14 protein-coding genes and 2 pseudogenes are annotated in these 13,783 nt (G+C 46.6%); 9 read left to right on the top strand and 7 right to left on the bottom strand.

Features of this window, described 5'->3' with window-relative positions:
* Positions 1 to 112 precede the first annotated feature (112 nt).
* Together H6F52_RS00380 and H6F52_RS00385 are read left to right on the top strand one after the other, a co-directional pair.
* A pseudogene (locus H6F52_RS00380) lies at positions 113 to 235 on the top strand (nicotinate-nucleotide diphosphorylase (carboxylating)); the annotation flags it as partial.
* A 643-nt stretch (positions 236 to 878) separates the two neighbouring features.
* On the top strand, positions 879 to 2,165 hold the full coding sequence (locus H6F52_RS00385) for a DEAD/DEAH box helicase (protein WP_190531149.1): 1,287 nt from the start codon (positions 879 to 881) through the stop codon (positions 2,163 to 2,165).
* A 105-nt stretch (positions 2,166 to 2,270) separates the two neighbouring features.
* Here H6F52_RS00385 and H6F52_RS00390 read toward each other — a convergent pair whose 3' ends face one another.
* On the bottom strand, positions 2,271 to 3,029 hold the full coding sequence (locus tag H6F52_RS00390; RefSeq protein WP_190531151.1) for a hypothetical protein: 759 nt from the start codon (positions 3,027 to 3,029) through the stop codon (positions 2,271 to 2,273).
* A 339-nt stretch (positions 3,030 to 3,368) separates the two neighbouring features.
* Between H6F52_RS00390 and H6F52_RS00395 the strand changes: the two genes are divergently transcribed.
* Both H6F52_RS00395 and H6F52_RS00400 read left to right on the top strand, forming a co-directional pair.
* Positions 3,369 to 4,004 (top strand): Uma2 family endonuclease, encoded by a 636-nt coding sequence (locus tag H6F52_RS00395; protein WP_190531153.1) that lies wholly within the window; start codon positions 3,369 to 3,371, stop codon positions 4,002 to 4,004.
* A 35-nt stretch (positions 4,005 to 4,039) separates the two neighbouring features.
* Positions 4,040 to 4,252 (top strand): annotated as a pseudogene (locus tag H6F52_RS00400) (nucleotidyltransferase family protein); the annotation flags it as partial.
* 55 nt (positions 4,253 to 4,307) lie between these two features.
* Here H6F52_RS00400 and H6F52_RS00405 read toward each other — a convergent pair.
* Both H6F52_RS00405 and H6F52_RS00410 read right to left on the bottom strand, forming a co-directional pair.
* Entirely contained in the window at positions 4,308 to 5,783 is a 1,476-nt protein-coding gene (locus H6F52_RS00405) for a class I SAM-dependent DNA methyltransferase (protein ID WP_190531157.1), read from the bottom strand.
* A 2-nt stretch (positions 5,784 to 5,785) separates the two neighbouring features.
* Positions 5,786 to 6,373: a restriction endonuclease subunit S gene (locus H6F52_RS00410; RefSeq protein ID WP_190531159.1), complete on the bottom strand. Its 588-nt coding sequence runs from the start codon at positions 6,371 to 6,373 to the stop codon at positions 5,786 to 5,788.
* A 244-nt stretch (positions 6,374 to 6,617) separates the two neighbouring features.
* Between H6F52_RS00410 and H6F52_RS00415 the strand changes: the two genes are divergently transcribed.
* Positions 6,618 to 6,950, top strand: a complete 333-nt coding sequence (locus H6F52_RS00415; protein WP_190531161.1) for a hypothetical protein — start codon at positions 6,618 to 6,620, stop codon at positions 6,948 to 6,950.
* 249 nt (positions 6,951 to 7,199) lie between these two features.
* A complete protein-coding gene (locus H6F52_RS00420) occupies positions 7,200 to 7,835 on the top strand; it encodes a PAP/fibrillin family protein (protein ID WP_242033802.1) in 636 nt (211 codons plus the stop codon).
* A gap of 80 nt (positions 7,836 to 7,915) precedes the next feature.
* Here H6F52_RS00420 and H6F52_RS00425 read toward each other — a convergent pair whose 3' ends face one another.
* Positions 7,916 to 8,698, bottom strand: coding sequence for an intradiol ring-cleavage dioxygenase (locus H6F52_RS00425; protein ID WP_190531162.1), 783 nt, complete (start codon positions 8,696 to 8,698; stop codon positions 7,916 to 7,918).
* A 210-nt stretch (positions 8,699 to 8,908) separates the two neighbouring features.
* A complete protein-coding gene (locus H6F52_RS00430) occupies positions 8,909 to 9,508 on the bottom strand; it encodes a hypothetical protein (protein WP_190531164.1) in 600 nt (199 codons plus the stop codon).
* 122 nt (positions 9,509 to 9,630) lie between these two features.
* Between H6F52_RS00430 and H6F52_RS00435 the strand changes: the two genes are divergently transcribed.
* The 3 genes from H6F52_RS00435 to H6F52_RS00445 all read left to right on the top strand — a co-directional run bounded on the left by H6F52_RS00435 (position 9,631) and on the right by H6F52_RS00445 (position 11,675).
* A complete protein-coding gene (locus H6F52_RS00435; protein ID WP_190531166.1) occupies positions 9,631 to 9,861 on the top strand; it encodes a hypothetical protein in 231 nt (76 codons plus the stop codon).
* A gap of 6 nt (positions 9,862 to 9,867) precedes the next feature.
* Positions 9,868 to 10,671 (top strand): SDR family NAD(P)-dependent oxidoreductase, encoded by an 804-nt coding sequence (locus tag H6F52_RS00440; protein ID WP_190531168.1) that lies wholly within the window; start codon positions 9,868 to 9,870, stop codon positions 10,669 to 10,671.
* Between the two features lie 143 nt (positions 10,672 to 10,814).
* Positions 10,815 to 11,675: an MBL fold metallo-hydrolase gene (locus tag H6F52_RS00445; RefSeq protein WP_190531170.1), complete on the top strand. Its 861-nt coding sequence runs from the start codon at positions 10,815 to 10,817 to the stop codon at positions 11,673 to 11,675.
* Between the two features lie 245 nt (positions 11,676 to 11,920).
* Here the strand turns inward: H6F52_RS00445 and H6F52_RS00450 are convergent, their stop codons facing one another.
* The gene (locus H6F52_RS00450; protein WP_190531172.1) at positions 11,921 to 12,769 is read right to left on the bottom strand and encodes an alpha/beta hydrolase; all 849 of its coding nucleotides are present in this window, start codon (positions 12,767 to 12,769) and stop codon (positions 11,921 to 11,923) included.
* A 486-nt stretch (positions 12,770 to 13,255) separates the two neighbouring features.
* Positions 13,256 to 13,537: an antibiotic biosynthesis monooxygenase gene (locus H6F52_RS00455; protein ID WP_190412920.1), complete on the bottom strand. Its 282-nt coding sequence runs from the start codon at positions 13,535 to 13,537 to the stop codon at positions 13,256 to 13,258.
* Positions 13,538 to 13,783: the final 246 nt, after the last annotated feature.

Genomic DNA, 13,783 nt, shown 5'->3' on the forward strand with positions numbered 1-13,783 from the left:
GGAAAACTGAAGTGGTGAGTCCCAGGGCTGTTCTACCTCCCTCGATCCTATTAGACCCGATGTTACGCAGCTGGTTGTTGGAGGATGTCGGTCGCGGCGATCGCTCGAGTCAAAGTACGCGATGCAGATGGGAGGAGCGATGAACCACCGGATGGAACTAGATGATGCTGTGATGATCAAGGATAATCACATTGCTGTGGCTGGAGAGATTGGCGAGGCGAGCGCTCGTATCCGTAGGTAGATGGTGAATAAAGTGGCGACCTTGACTGACCTCCACTTTGATATTGGATCTTCCTGGCTACTCAATCGTTAGAAAAAGCGGCTTTTTTTGATGAGCGACCAGCGCATTACTAAGGAGGGGCTAGTTCTGAATTAAGGCTCAAGAACACCGCCGCTAAGAACTCAACGGAAGAAATGTTGAGCCGATTGCAAGCCCTGACTCATTAAAAGTGCAATCGTGGTACCCAAATGATGCAAACTCAACAAACCCACACGTAGCTTTCAAAGTAAGCGTTTTGATAGCAAAAGTAGCAGATTAAGAAGTAGCAGATTAAGACAATGCGAGGGAAAGCTACGGATGAATTAAGAGTTTCTGCTTTAACCCTGTTGACCGCAGTGTACGGCGACTTGAGTAAAATTGAACAAACTCCCAAGAAGCGGGAGAGCGTTGTGAAGAGCTTAGGTTACGCCATCCTTCTTCAGATATTTTGTCCAAATGTCTGTTAGGATGAGTTTCTGCCAGTACATTCCGGTCTGTTGCTGGCGCATTGGAAAAAAGCTCATTTAAGCCATCCAACTGAAACTACAAATTTCCTGCTCTTAGACTGGCCCCAGGCACTTGATTTGGGATAGGGGCATTACTAGGAGCGATCGCATCCATGACATTTCGTAACCTCGGTCTTTCAACGGACCTGCTTCGTGCTGTGGCTGACTCTGGCTATACTGAGCCAACCCCCATTCAGCAGCAAGCAATTCCCGCCATCCTGAAAGGGCAAGACATTTTCGCTAGCGCCCAAACTGGAACGGGCAAGACTGCTGGCTTTACCCTGCCTTTACTGCAACTCCTGGGTACTGCCAACGCCAACCAGGTGCATCGCAGACCTCGTGCCCTCATCCTCACACCTACTCGCGAACTGGCAGATCAGGTAAAAGATAGCGTCAAAACTTATGGCAAATACCTGTCGCTGAGAGCGGCAGCAATTTATGGCGGCGTGGGAATTAAGCCGCAAGTTCAAACGCTGCATCGGGGAGTTGATATTGTAGTCGCTACACCCGGTCGGTTGCTCGACCACGTTGGGCAAAAGACGGTCGATCTCTCGAAGATAGAGATACTGGTGCTGGATGAATGCGATCGCATGTTAGACATGGGCTTCATCCGCGACATCCGCAAAATTTTGGCAGTGCTACCTCCATCCCGGCAAACGCTGATGTTTTCTGCCACCTTCTCTAAACCGATTCAGCAGCTTGCCAGCACCCTACTAAAGTCTCCGACCCAGATCGAAGTAGCTCCCCGGAATACCGCCGCACAGCAGGTAGAGCAGGTAGTTCATCCGGTCGATCGCAATCGCAAGCGAGAACTGCTTTCTCATATGATCGGGTTCCACAATTGGCAACAAGTGCTAGTCTTCACCCGGACGAAACACGGAGCCAACCGTCTAGCTGAGCAACTTGCTCAAGATGGGTTGAAAAGCACTGCAATTCATGGCAACAAAAGTCAGGCAGCCCGTACCCGTGCTTTGCAAGACTTTAAGCAAGGAAAAGTGCGAGTATTAGTTGCCACCGATGTAGCATCACGGGGTCTAGATATTGATCAGCTGCCCCACGTAGTCAACTTTGAACTCCCTAACGTACCAGAAGATTACGTGCATCGCATTGGTCGCACAGGTCGCGCTGGCAACGAAGGAAGAGCGGTTTCCCTCGTCAGCGAAGATGAATACTCATTCCTCAAAGACATCGAACGATTGCTCAATAAAACCCTTGTGAAAGATGTGATTCCAGGCTACGAGCCAACTGCCCCAGTCCAGAAAGTGGTAGACCAAGCGAAGGGTCAACGCGCAAATCAAGGACGCAGTAACCGAGCAAAGTCCCAGACACCATCTGCACCCACCCGCAGCAAAAAGCCCGCTGCACCAGGACGCGCTCGAAAAAGACTGCACACTGCTTAAGCGCCCTGCGATCGCCTCCTAGTGAAACCGAAATCCCCGACTTCTGAGAGAAGTCGGGGATTTTAACTGTTGGCATCTGATAAATCAAATAGGACTGTTATCTATTTATGCCTTTTTAATACCTAGAAAATTTTCGATTTTTACAGCTATTTTATTAGCAGAGCCTTGGGTGGCATAGCCTGTAACTAAACGTAAATATACCCCAGTTTTAAACACTAAGATAATTTCGTATAATTTATCAATCCGTTCTACTTTAAACCCTAAAATTTTATCGGTGGGAAAACTTAATTCTTCTTTTTTTATGAAGCTTTTTTCTTGAAAAACTACTTGATTAAGGTTCTTATCAAATGTGCAAGTTTTTATAGAGCCTGCCAAGATAACCCCTGAACATACCCCAGCCGCCAGTAACCCCGCAAAGACTGAATAAAATAAATTCCCCCAAGCCGTTGCCTGTATTTCTAAAGTTGGCTGTTGAGGAAGCGCTACAAAATCGTTAACTGTTGCAGCCAGCGTCTCGCTCCCGCCATCAGCGTTAATCACTAAAGATACTTCACTAACATTGCTTTGCAGTGCCACCTCGTAATTTACTTTTTTGCCTGAATAATGTTCTTTTATCGTCGCGCCTTTTAAGTCATTAATCTCTTCGTTAATGCTGCTTCCATTTAAATAGAATTTAGTAATATTGCAGTTTATTTTATTCGGCTCAGTACGATTGCAAACTAAGCGTTCTTTAACAGGAGAAGATAAGCCGCTAAACAAGAGACCTAAACCTGCAACTAATATGATCAGGGCAATAAAACTGTATGAACTTGCATCTCGATTTTGTAAAATTAGTTGATCGGAAGTTTGTTTAATAATTCTCATGTTTGCTTGTATACTCCTGAGAGTGAGAGACCTTTACTACTAAGAACTCATATATCTCCCCCCAAAGGATTTATACAAAGCGATCGCTAGCTTTTACGGATAGGATCGCTATAGGTAATGTTTAGAACCCATGTAGGGCTGCAATCTGCTGCAAGCAGCTGCGCTTGGCGATCGCGTTTTTGAATCTCCCGGACTGGTAGTTAACTGGTGGTGCAGTACAAAATACGGTTTGGCGATCGCTATTTAGCAATAACTGTTAGTTAGTCATTAATGATAATTATGGGTGAATAGCGAGTTACGGTTGAAGAAGCTACCTCAGCAATCGATGGAGGAACACCAATGACCGTTACCATTCCCATTCGTGCCATTGAACTCACTCCCGGTAGCACGATTAGCATTCATAACTTGTCTTGGCAAGATTTTGAACAGATTCTTACGGAACTGGGAGAAAAGCGCAGCACCCGCATTGCATACTACCGAGGAACGCTGGAAATCATGTCCCCTTTGGCACTGCACGAACGCCCCCATCGCATTATTGCTGATATTGTCAAAGCTATCTTAGATGCTCAAGGGCGGGACTGGGAAGATTTTGGCTCAACTACTCTAAAACAACCAGAAATTGCCGGAGTCGAACCCGATACCTGCTTTTACATCCAAAATGCCAGTCGTGTTTGGGGTTGCACCAATATGGATCTAGCGGTTTACCCACCCCCGGATCTCGCGATTAAATCTGATGTCACTTCAAAGACTACCTTGAACGCCTACGAAGCGCTGCGCGTTCCGGAAGTGTGGATCTATCGGAATCACCAACTCAAGATTTACATCCTCCAAAACGGTGGCTACGCCGAATCATCCATCAGTGCTATCTTTCCCGATTTGCCGATTACCGAAATGATTCCCCAACTGGTGCAAAAAGCGATTGATGAGGGAACCAGTCGGATGCTGCGCGAACTTAAAATACAACTGAGTCAATAACTAGAAAGATTGGAACAAAACTAGACAAGCAAAACATGGATAGTGCCACTCGCCTTCAGAAGATTTTAGTCGATTCGCCGGTTGGTGTTGTGTTACCGGCGATCGCGCTTTTGAATCTCCCCGACTGGTGGTTAGCTGGCGGTGCAGTACGAAATACGGTTTGGCGATCGCTATTTGGCAACGACTGTCAGTTAATTATCAACGACTTTGACGTTGCCTTTTTTGATGCGCTTGGCGATCGTTCCCAATAACTCACTGCGAAGGCTACCCTGACAGCGCAGTTTTCTGATTACAAGTTTGATGTTAAATTTTAATGCCTAATGCTTGCAGATATTCATTCATCTCACTCTCGACCCTAGTGCGCTCAGCCTTTAATTTACTTAACTTACTAATTTCCGCCTCAAGATCAACTTTGAGCTTAGGAGACGTTACATAGCGTTCAATATTAAGGGTGTAATCATCGGCAGCTAATTCCTCACAAGAGACTACCTTGGCGTATCCCTCTTCGTCTTGAAAATTATGGTATACCGAGATAATATGCTTCAGGTCTTCGTCCCGCAGGTGATTTTGGCTTTTATCTGCTTGGTACTCATGACTGGCATCAACCAACAAAATTCTTTTTCGACGGTCTTTCTCCTTATCTTTATTGAGAACCAGGATGACACCGGGGACGCTAGTGGTGAAGAACAACTTAGGTGCAAGCCCAATTACTGCCTCAATTAGATCATCTCTAATTATGCCCTCACGAATTTGCGCCTCAGCTCCTCTACGGAAAAGTGTTCCATGCGATACTAGCACCACAGCTCTGCCTGTTTCTTTCAGAGAAGCTAGTATATGCTGAATAAAAGCATAGTCGCTATTGTTTTTTGGGGGAGTTCCATAATAAAAGCGATTGTAGCGTCGTTTGTCTAAGTTAATTATTCCATCTCTCCCCCAATTTCTAATGCTGAATGGTGGGTTAGCAACTACCCGATCAAAGCGCATTAATTCTCCATCTTGCAGCAGTTCAGGATCATTGAGAGTATCACCTAAGCGAATATCAAAATCAAAAATATCGTGTAATAGTAAATTAATTCTGGTAATTATCCAGCTTTCTTTGTTCAACGCTTGACCATAAAGTAGCATATTACGTGAACTATCTTTATAATTCTCAGTCTGATTTGCATACTCAACTAATAAACTCCCTGTTCCGCAAACTGGATCGCAAATGTGCATTTCTTCTCGCGGCTCAATTAAGCGAACCATTAACTTTGCAACTTGACGCGGAGTCGTAGATACTCCATTCGTCTTGGCTTCACTGAGAGCAAATTTTTCAATCAGGTCTTCGCAGGCATACCCTAACAGGTTTGGCTCAACCAAATTACTGTTCTGGAGGTTGAGGGTTGAGAAGTGCTGAATTAGCTTTAGCAAAAGCTCGTCGCTAACTTGCCTCCAATTATCAGTGTCAGTAAAAATTCCTCGAAGCTCAGGGTTAGCTATTTCAAGAACAGTTAAAGCTTCGTCAAGCCCAGCTCCAATGTTTTTTTCTAAGCTCTGTAAATCCGACCAACGAGCGCCTTTGGGAATAAAAAAACGAGGTTTATTTAGACTATTTAAACTGAGGTCTTGACTGCCAGCTTTTTGTTTGATCTTTTCATTTTTTTCTTCAAACAGATCGGACAATCGCTTGAGAAGTAATAGCCTTAAGAGATAGTTTTTGTAATCGATTATGTTGACATTATCTCGCAGGATATACACAGCACTCCAAACTTCATCTACTAATTGCTCTAAAGTAATCATTTCTATTTTTCCAAAATCTTAAATAGAGTAAATTCAACTATCTTTTTTTGAGTTTCCAGCTCTTCTCGAATAATTTCGGCGTCACGCTCTGCTAGCAGAAAAAGCTGAGCTATTTGGTTTTGAGTAGGCAAATCGGGTAATGGAATCTCAATAGTGCGTAACTGAGAAACTCTAATTGCTGGCAGCGTAGTAGTGGATTGCCTTTGCAAGATATTAAGCGACTGTTCAAGCCATTTTGAACGCATCAATACAGCTACATAAAACGGATTAACCTTATTTAGCTTAGGCCGAAAAACCGCTACGTTCTGACCTGCTACACTTCCTTGCACTTCGTCTTTGACCACTGAAGTCTTAAGGAGTGTGCCTCGAATCGCTATAACCACGTCGTTAGTGTGTAACTGATACCGCTTAAGATCGGGCACCTTGAGTTGAGTTTGGCTAAGGCTATCCCTATTCTTGAGACATAACTTCTCAAGGTCGCCCACATTGACAATGGGTTCAGGTGAACCCTGGTCGTTCTGGTAACGGCTGAGCGGAATTCCTTGAAAGATTTGCCCCAGCTCCTCAAGTGCAAAGGTTGGGTGTGGCATGGATTAGTCCTAGAGGGTTAGTTGCTCTTATCTTACCATTTGCAGTACGCTTGCTTACTACGCTATGCTACTATTAGCGATAGCCAGATTTCAGAAGGTCGCACAAATGCGATAAAGCTCCTCTGGTCTCTTTCCTGCCTCCAGAAGCGCTCTTCTCTCTGGTTTGACGAACCCTCACCCACGAGCAAGCTGCCTAATGCTTGCACCGTCGATGTCGTTAACCCTAAAACAAGGATAAATTCTTATGACCTTTACTTTGAATAACAAGGGTTCAGATGAACGTTACTTACAGCCCGATCTTCTAGCTGTAGTAGCATCTACCTTACCGAAGGTAGATGATCCCACTGAATTTCTTAAAGAATTCAACAAGTTTCTTGGGTTCAACCGGGAGGTTCAGCAGACTAAGACTGAGGCGGAGGCTGAGGCTTGTAAACAACGTCTCATCGCCATTATCCTGGGATATGCCGAAAAGCAGGGATTTAGTTCCAAGGAGTTGCCACGCCTCAAAGACAAAAGTTATGAGCAGCTTTGTGAGTACATCAAAAAGTCTTGGCCGGCGCTGATTACCAGTATCTAACTGCTAAGAAAAGCCATTTTTCATATAGCTGCCTTATAGGTCAAGTGTTTCACGTAAGGTGATGTTAATGCTGCAAACCGCTGAAAAAGGCGGTTTTTTATTTTCTTGACTCTTGGCGATTCTACCTTCCGGCAAGATAATCGTTTTACCCGCTTATTCAGAGCGTTAGAAGGATTGTTATGTCATCCTGGATAATCCTGATAGGAGGAGCTACCCTTTCAAGACCCTGATGTATGCTTTTTTCAAAGCATGGAAGTGGAACATCAAGACATGGTAGGAGATAACACAACGAGAATTGCTTTAAAAACTGAACTCTTGCAACGAGTAGAAGCGTTAGGGCTACAGCAAGCCTTATTTCCATCTGATGGAGACCCAATTGATGCAATTGTGCAACAGCTAGAAAGCATCAATCCCATCCCACAGCCACTCCACCCCGACTATCTCCCTTCTCTACTTGGTAACTGGCAATTGGTGTACGCCTCAAAAGGAACAGTTGTTACTCGCCAACTTGCATCAATTCCAGATTTTGGGGGAACCATAAACATCAAACGGGTGTGGCAAAGGTTGGTTGCAGACGGTACGAGGAAAATTTTTGCCTCTAACGGCGCTTTGATTGACTTAACCCTGTTGGGAGAATGGCGATTACAAGCTGACGGCGTTTGGACTTGGGGCGCGGATGAGAAGACAGCTAAAGTGACTTTTGATAGTTTTTCGATGCAAGCAACAAAGCTCTTTAGCATGGAAAGCTGGAGTTTTCCTGAACTGAAAATCCCAGTATTGGAATTTCTCCGGAATGAGGCAGAGTGGACAACCTCCTACTTAGACCAGGAAATAAGGGTAGGACGAGGTGGAACAGGCAATCTGTTTGTATTTCGTCGTGAGTGAGTTGGGCATTTTGGGTGATCGCATTCTATCAACTCTGCAATGATGGAGAATGCGATCGCTCACAAGTAAAATCCGCTCGTTCAAGTCATCTGAAGCCCAATATCGAAGGTTCCCACGTAGCCTTGTGCATCTTGGGTAAGCTGGAGAATCAGTTGATCGCCGCCATCCTGAAAGATGCCATCTCCATCGTTCCTCTGGGTGCGCTGTCTCTTAGCGGCGTAGGGAGACTGGGCGTGGACTCGATCCGTGAGGGCATCGTCAAAGTAAAGCTGCGAAGTAAACTCAGAACCCCGCCCGGACGCAGAATCGGTGCGAATCTTGAAGTGAATGTGAACCGTTCTGCCTGGATACCAACCAGGGTAGATCGTTACGAACTCGACGGTTCCATTTGCATCCGTCACCTGATTTCCACGCAGGAACTTCTGCCCTTGCGTATCCCCGTTGAAGTCCCGAACATCCGAATAAACGCCCAGCGCGTCACAGTGCCAAATATCCACTGTTGCACCCCTCAAAGGGGTACAGGATCTTCCATCAATCCTAGAGACCCGAAACACCAAACGCAACGGTACTCCTGGCTTCACCGAACCGTCAGCGGGATCTGAGCGGATATCAGAGCGGTTAAGCTTCTCATCCACGAAATATGGCCCTTCCGTCTGTTGGGGTTTTACCACGCAAGTCGGAGTCTGCGCGATCGCTATCGGAGTCCGTGTCTGAGTTGATGGACTTATCGGTTTTGCTGAGATAGATTCTCCGCGCCACCATCCCACAAGCGATACTGCCGCTGTTCCCCCTAGGAAGCCAAGTACCTGTCGTCGCTTCATCATAGAGATAACAGGAATTCCTTTCACACGGTCTTTTTTCATTTCATCTGCTCTAAATAGAATTATCGCAATCTACCTGGGCGGTTGAAACCGCGTCTACACAGACAAAACCCGCCTGCGCGGGTTTCAAAATCTTTGATTTGTCTTAAGTCCGCGCAGGCGGACTTAGTTTGTTTAGCCGCGATTTCTAATCGCCAGGGCTTATTGAAAATTTGGTCGTATCCACGAAAGGGTCGCTAAATTGATTCAAGCTTATTGCTGAGGAGGAGGTACGTCTGATTGGTTGCCATCTTGAGGTGGACGGGGCGGAACTCCCAGCGCATTTACCAGTTGCTCTTCCGTCACGCCGAGTTTTGCTGCCGCCGCCTTAAAGTCGGGTCGGGGAGGGCGTTGTCCCGGTTCGGGCGGCGTTGTCGGTGGATTCGCTGGCACTCCCAGTGCTGCCTTCAAATTGGCTTCTGACACACCCAGCTTCTGCGCTGCGGCTGCAAAATCGGGACGGGGCGGACGGGGCGGAACTCCCAACGCATTTACCAATTGTTGTTCGGTAATGCCGAGTTTTGCCGCCGCTGCCTTAAAGTCGGGACGAGGTGGGCGTTGTCCTGGTGTAGGATTCGCTGGCACTCCCAGTGCTTCTTTTAACTTAGCTTCTGAAATGCCCAATTTCTGAGCCGCTGTGGCAAAATCTGGTCCTCGTCTGCGTCCCTGTCCCTGCTGTTGTTGATTGGGCTGGGATGAGTTTTGGGCTTGTCGGTTAGGCGATTGAGCCGTTGCCTGATTAAGAGTCACACATCCAAACGTCCCAACTAGAACAGGAATCGCGATCGCTGCCAGCAGTCGGCGGGTATTCATCACAAGCTTTCTCCTTCGGTTGAATCTTGAAACGTGTCTATAGATTCAATTAAGCTCAACCAAAATTACAGCTTGCCCTTCGTCTAAATTACAGTTTTGTAATCTGAGCTAGTGAATGCGAGATGCCCGACTTTTCCAAAAAGTCGGGCATCGGAACCGCAGGCGATCGCGTGAACTCCACAAAAGCAACCTCAAACACACAACAGCCATACTTCCTTGGAAAGACGCGATCGCACAGATGTCTTCCTAGGATGAGTAAGAGTTGCGATCGCATTCGCGCAGACTTTACTGATAGCGAAAAAGAAGCACAATCCACAGCTTTCCAAGCGTGGTGCAGTCCTACAGGAGTTTAAATGGTTATGAACAGTTCGTCGAACCGACCTCTAGCTGTCGTGACGGGTGCCTCCAAGGGCATCGGTTACGAGCTTGCCAAACAGTTCGCCCAAAACGGCTTTGATCTCCTCGTCACAGCCACCGGATCGAGTATCGATGAAGCCGCTCAAACCTTTGAGGGACTGGGTGCCAAGGTCGAGACGGTGCAAGCTGATCTTGCTACTTATGAGGGTGTAGAGTCTCTCTACACCCAAATTAAGGCGACTGGCAGATCGGTAGATGCGATCGCGATAAATGCAGGGGTCGGTGTCGGCGGTGATTTCGCCCGCGAGACTGACCTAAAGGACGAGCTGAATCTCATCAACCTGAACGTCGTTTCATCTGTGCATCTAGCCAAACGGGTAGTGAAAGATATGGTCGAGCGTGGTAAGGGTCGAATCCTCTTCACTTCGTCAATTGCTGCCATCATGCCAGGGCCATTTGAAGCAGTCTACGCGGCTTCCAAAGCATTTGTACACTCCTTCTCGGAAGCGCTACGCAACGAGTTGAAGGATACAGGCGTCACTGTTACCTCACTCATGCCTGGACCAACCGATACCAACTTCTTCCATAGTGCGGGAATGGACGACACCACGGTGGGTACAAAACAGAACGATGACCCGGCTGAAGTCGCCAAACAGGGTTTCGATGCCTTAATGGCAGGCAAGGATCACATCATCGCCGGTTCGCTCCTGACGAAGATTCAGGGCAATGTAAGCAAGGTTTTGCCTGATACCGTCAAGGCTGAACTGCATCGTCAGATGACTAAGCCTGAGTCGGCTAACAAGTAACGCACGCAGTGCCTTCCCGATCATCTGTTGTATATAAAGGTCTTTTGGCAGGCATTCTCATACCGACTGGAGCAAATGCAAGCGTCGAGTGAGGTGCAGACATCAATACCCGTAGGCAAAAAGTAGTTTTAAGCAGAATACTTATGCACATTCATCATCTCAATTGTGGCTGTATGTGCCCGGTCGGTGGGGCGCTCTTCGATGGCTTCAGTCGCGGGCTGACGGCTCGCCTTGTCTGCCACTGCTTGCTTATCGAAACGAACCAGGGACTCGTTCTAATCGATACTGGCTTTGGTCTGCGCGATGTCAACTCGCCTTACGCGCGACTCAGCCCGTTTTTTATTCATTTCAATGGTATCCAGTTCGATCGCAAGTACACAGCGATCGCTCAGGTCGAGCAACTAGGATTTTCCGCACGGGACGTGCGCCATATCGTGCTTACCCACCTCGATTTCGATCATGCTGGTGGGCTGGAAGATTTCCCTGAAGCAACCGTACACGTAATGCAGACTGAAATTGACGCAGCGCAGGATCGGCACGGCTTCATTACCAGCCAGCGCTATCGTCCAGAGCAGTGGGACGAGGTAAAACGCTGGAAGTTCTATTCGCCAGGGGGCGAACCCTGGTTCGGCTTCCAGGCAGCCCGCGATCTTGAGGGACTACCGCCAGAGATTCTCCTCATCCCACTTGCGGGTCACACACGGGGTCATGCTGGCATTGCCATCCAGACAGGAGATAGTTGGCTCCTGAATGCAGGCGATGCCTACTTTTACCGACACGAGATGGACTCCTCCGAACCACGTTGCACGCCGGGAATGCGTTTCTACCAATGGATGATGGAGGTGGATCGCGAGGCGAGGCTCCACAATCAAGATCGGCTACGTGCATTATCGCGCGATCGCAATAACGACGTGCGCCTCTTCTGTAGCCACGATGCGATCGAGTTCAAAGCGTTCGCCGACCAGTCCAGCGACCCTCAGAACTTGAAAATTCATCATTCATGAAGTCTGCGTCAATCAGATTGATTGAAGAAGCAGGAATTAAGAGCGATCGCGGCGAACAACAGGAGACTATGCTCAGTTAGTCCCCAATTTGATGTTTGAGGTCAAGTCCAAAACTGACTTCTTATTTAAGCTGCGTCAGAAGTCTCAGGAATCTCTAGCTCTATGAACGCAGGTTAGAGTTTTAGTTGACTTGCGATTGGTTTATATGAAAATAAGAAAATGTTAGGCCTCCTATCAAAAAAGGGTTAGCGATTGAAAAGCCAATCGAGTAACTCTTTGTCGAATAGCTCTGGCTCTTCAAAGTGAGGCGCATGGCTGCTCTTCTCAAATATGCGGATAGTAAGATTACTAAACTTGTCTCTTACTCCTTCCCACATATAGGGTGGTGGAACGAGGTAATCGTAGCGACCAAGTGCAAGCAATACAGGTGCTTGCAACTTATCTAAGTTCTCAGTAATATCTATATCCCGAAAAACCTCGCCCCAGACATAATCAAACATAGCCATATTGACTTCTATACCTTCCCAAAGTTTTGTCGCGTCATAGTTGTAGTCAAACCAACTTTTGGGTCCCATGAGAAGGCAATAGGTAATAAAAGCTTTCTCAGGCGCAGCAGATATTTCTTGAGGCAACCTGGTCAGGTTTTTAGCAAGAGCCGCTTTACGCTCAGGACAAACAGAATCATTCAGATAACGTTCCGCAGCCAGATGCCCTTCATGGGAGTAATTTGGTCCTAAGCACATCATTACCACATGAGACACATTGGCAGGATATTTCTTGGCATACTCCAGCGCCATAAATCCATGACCTGAATGACCAATAACAATAATCTTGCCAAACCCTAGCTCTTTCCTAACCAGTTCAATATCATCAACCAGTGAGTTTAACTGGAACAAAGAGGTGTCTTTACAATTATAAGGAGGTGAGAAACCTCGATGATCGACAAAGACCAACTTTAGACTGCTACGAAGATTGTTAGAAAACGTTCTAGAGTAATACAGTGAACTTCCAATCACGATGGTAGGAGTGCCGTCACCCTCAACAATATACTGGAGCTTAAAACCACTTGAATACACATGGCCTGTTAAAAACATATTCTTACTTCTCCACATTTCATCCGCTTAATCATAAATACAGAGACGACCGCCATACAGTCTAGGATTTACTATGATTCGTTCAAGTAGTTTCGACATTTTAAGTAATCGCTTAATTAAATGTTAATACTAGGATAAAGTACGCTTTTGCAGCGTACTGGGTTCAGGAATAGATTGACATAGATGCAAGACATACATCCTCCTACAGTTGCGATCGCGTCTTCACAGCACCATCTCATCGTTTGGCAGATTTGAAGCCGTTAGCACCAGAAGTCTTAGCTATTTTAGCTCCAGCAGCTAAAGGACAAGCTACGGTAGTCAGTGCGTAAAAATAGAGGTCAGCAATGCCCAATTACTACCATTGAACGATCGTGCTGTATCGACTCATGAATCCTCGTCCTTCCTTAGTGGAATTTTGGGATAGGCGAGTTGGATTTGTGTCATAGACACGCAGACAGACTTGTAGGGAATTTTTACTACCCGATCCTACAAAGTGCCTGACTCTAATTGCTCCAAGTATATGAAATCAGGAGCCTTTACTCCGGCTTCAGCTCTGATTCTAATGAGTTTAGGAGATTCAAAAAAACGCTTGGCATCGTCTATCGATGTCCACAATGAGAAATGCACCACTTTGTTGGGATCGCTTTCATACTTTAAGACCTGATACGACCTCTCTCCAGCTTCCCTTCTGATGTCGGATGCATTGTCAAAAACCTTCTTCCACGACTCGTAGTCTTCAACTTCATGGATAATTAACACGTATTGCATAATTTATCTAGCTAGTAGTGTTTCTTTATTAACCTAACCGATGCTTGGGACATTGGTGTTGGTAGTAGTGGATCGCGAGCCGAGGCTCCATGATCAAGATCGGCTACGTGCATGATCACGCGATCGCAGTAACGACGTGCGCCTCTTTTGCAGTCACGATGCGATCGAGTTCAAAGCCTTCACCGACCAGTCCAGCGACACTCAGAACTTGAAAATTCATCATTCCTGAACTCTGCGTCAGTCAGA

Origin of the sequence: Coleofasciculus sp. FACHB-542 (assembly GCF_014695825.1) — a bacterium.
In the GTDB taxonomy this organism is placed as follows: Bacteria; Cyanobacteriota; Cyanobacteriia; order Cyanobacteriales; family FACHB-T130; genus FACHB-T130.

Excerpts from the sequence above, each read along its gene's own strand:
- H6F52_RS00385 (WP_190531149.1), top strand. The coding sequence starts at position 879 with ATGACATTTCGTAACCTCGGTCTTTCAACGGACCTGCTTCGTGCTGTG.
- H6F52_RS00455 (WP_190412920.1), bottom strand. The coding sequence starts at position 13,537 with ATGCAATACGTGTTAATTATCCATGAAGTTGAAGACTACGAGTCGTGG.
- H6F52_RS00445 (WP_190531170.1), top strand. The coding sequence starts at position 10,815 with ATGCACATTCATCATCTCAATTGTGGCTGTATGTGCCCGGTCGGTGGG.
- H6F52_RS00435 (WP_190531166.1), top strand. The coding sequence starts at position 9,631 with ATGCCCGACTTTTCCAAAAAGTCGGGCATCGGAACCGCAGGCGATCGC.
- H6F52_RS00450 (WP_190531172.1), bottom strand. The coding sequence starts at position 12,769 with ATGTTTTTAACAGGCCATGTGTATTCAAGTGGTTTTAAGCTCCAGTAT.
- H6F52_RS00415 (WP_190531161.1), top strand. The coding sequence starts at position 6,618 with ATGACCTTTACTTTGAATAACAAGGGTTCAGATGAACGTTACTTACAG.
- H6F52_RS00410 (WP_190531159.1), bottom strand. The coding sequence starts at position 6,373 with ATGCCACACCCAACCTTTGCACTTGAGGAGCTGGGGCAAATCTTTCAA.
- H6F52_RS00390 (WP_190531151.1), bottom strand. The coding sequence starts at position 3,029 with ATGAGAATTATTAAACAAACTTCCGATCAACTAATTTTACAAAATCGA.
- H6F52_RS00425 (WP_190531162.1), bottom strand. The coding sequence starts at position 8,698 with ATGAAAAAAGACCGTGTGAAAGGAATTCCTGTTATCTCTATGATGAAG.
- H6F52_RS00420 (WP_242033802.1), top strand. The coding sequence starts at position 7,200 with ATGGAAGTGGAACATCAAGACATGGTAGGAGATAACACAACGAGAATT.
- H6F52_RS00405 (WP_190531157.1), bottom strand. The coding sequence starts at position 5,783 with ATGATTACTTTAGAGCAATTAGTAGATGAAGTTTGGAGTGCTGTGTAT.
- H6F52_RS00430 (WP_190531164.1), bottom strand. The coding sequence starts at position 9,508 with ATGAATACCCGCCGACTGCTGGCAGCGATCGCGATTCCTGTTCTAGTT.
- H6F52_RS00395 (WP_190531153.1), top strand. The coding sequence starts at position 3,369 with ATGACCGTTACCATTCCCATTCGTGCCATTGAACTCACTCCCGGTAGC.
- H6F52_RS00440 (WP_190531168.1), top strand. The coding sequence starts at position 9,868 with ATGAACAGTTCGTCGAACCGACCTCTAGCTGTCGTGACGGGTGCCTCC.